A 1,268-nucleotide genomic window follows, 5' to 3' on the forward strand; every position below is an offset into this window, starting at 1 on the left:
GGTTGGTCGGGTTTGTAGGCGAAGGCCGTCACCTGTCCGTCTGGCCCCGCCTGCACGTTGCCGAAGCGGGTGGCCTGGGCCGCGTCGTCGAGGTTGGTCGTGACCATCGTGACACTCGCCCCATGCTCAATATGGCGGCGAATCACCTCGGCATAGTCGAGGCGGTAGACGTGGTCGGCACTCAAGACCACCACCAGGTCGGCTCCGAACTCCCGAATCAGGTGCGCGTGCTGGTGCAGGGCGTGGGCGTTGCCCTGGGCGAATTCGCCGTCCTCGTTTTCGGCGTTGGAAAAGGGCGGCATGACCACCAGCCCGCCCCGCGTGCGGTCGAGGTCCCAGGGCCGCCCGCCCGAAAGGTGGTCGTTGAGGCCGTGCGGCATGTACTGCTCGATGACCCACACGTCATGCACGCCGCTGTGGACAAGGTTGGAGAGCGTGAAATCGATCAGGCGGTAGGTGCCCAGAAAGGGAACGGCAGGTTTGGCACGTTCGTCGGTCAGGGGTGAAAGGCGGCTGCCCCGTCCCCCGGCCAGGACGATAGCGAGAACAGTCTTTTTGGCGATGCGCGTAATCATGCCTCCGCAGTTTGGAGAGGCGCAGGCACGGCATGATGAGCCCATCTGGGTCAGGCGTTAGGAGTTGCAGCACTGCCCGTCAAGGTGGGGGGCCTACATCACCCGGTCGCTTTCACGCAGCAGCACCGGCAGGTCGAAAGCGGGCGCGAGCCACTGCCCCTGCTCGTGGATGGCCTGGGGCGGGCAGGAGCGCAGGCAGGCCATGCAGCCTGTGCAGGCCGACAGGTCGAGAAGCAAGCGCACGCCGCCCTCGGGTTGCAGGTCGCGGGTGATGGCCTGGGTGGGGCAAACGTTGGCGCACACCGGGCAGTCGATACAGGAATCGTCCACCAGTGGGGCAGGCCAGTCGATGGCACCGGACGGCAGCGGCGTGCCCAGCGACTTCTTGCGCCACTGCCACTCGGCGGGCGTGCGCTGCTCCGGCTCGGACCAGTCCACGAAGGGCAGCGGGCGCTCGGGCAGGCGTTGGGCGAGTTGCTGCCCCCCGGCCCGCAGCAGGGCGCTGAAGGCTCCCCGGCGTGTCAGCTTTTGCGAGCGCTCGCCGTCTTCAGGAACAGCGGGGCGCACCGTGATTTCGGCAGGGCGTCCGGTGGCCTGACGCAAGCGGGCAGTTTCGTCACGCACGTCCAGCAAGCGCTCCGGCACCTCGGGACTGCCGACCGGACAGGTGCGGCACTCGCCGTGAATCAGGGT

General features: G+C 67.6%; 2 protein-coding genes. Both read right to left on the bottom strand.

Annotation, left to right across the window (positions count from 1 at the left end; genetic code table 11):
• The coding region (locus Q4C89_RS13440; protein ID WP_303103133.1) for a glucose-1-phosphate adenylyltransferase family protein at nt 1-575 on the bottom strand (575 nt) is incomplete at its 3' end.
• Between the two features lie 93 nt (nt 576-668).
• The coding region (locus Q4C89_RS13445; protein WP_303103134.1) for a 4Fe-4S dicluster domain-containing protein at nt 669-1,268 on the bottom strand (600 nt) is incomplete at its 5' end.

It is taken from the genome of Deinococcus sp. (assembly GCF_030523985.1).
Taxonomy (GTDB): Bacteria; Deinococcota; Deinococci; order Deinococcales; family Deinococcaceae; genus Deinococcus.